Raw genomic sequence first — 392 nt, 5'->3', positions numbered from 1 at the left:
ATTTCTACACCCGTCTCACGACACCGTTCGACGGATGGGATGGCGAGCTCCGAGACCTCGTGATTCGCAAGAAACAGCCACGCAAGATCTTCGTGCAGCCGAATACGTTCGTCGATGGGGACGAGGTCTTTTTGAAGGAGTATCCACTCACGGCGGCGGGTGTGGTTGAGAGCTTCATTGAAAGGGGCATCTGAAAGACGTCTGTTGTTTGTGGGCCCATATCAGAGACCCGTGACAAGCAACATCTTACATGAATGGAAATCCGTGTCGAACGAGAGAGGAGTGTAGCTGCACACGCCAATTCAAGGCTGTTCCTCTTCCCGGTCCACATTCACGCTGTTCGACCCCGCAAACCATCACTACTATCAAAATGACATTCAAGTGGTGCGTAC

Annotated in this window: 1 protein-coding gene; it reads left to right on the top strand. The window is 52.3% G+C overall.

Annotated elements, in window-relative coordinates; genetic code table 11:
- The coding region (locus tag D7X55_RS42420) for a dipeptidyl-peptidase 3 family protein (protein ID WP_147470559.1) at positions 1 to 194 on the top strand (194 nt) is incomplete at its 5' end.
- Positions 195 to 392 lie beyond the last annotated feature (198 nt).

Source organism: Corallococcus sp. AB049A, from assembly GCF_003668885.1.
GTDB lineage: Bacteria > Myxococcota > Myxococcia > Myxococcales > Myxococcaceae > Corallococcus > Corallococcus interemptor.
This window is presented reverse-complemented; position numbering and strand designations above follow the sequence as displayed.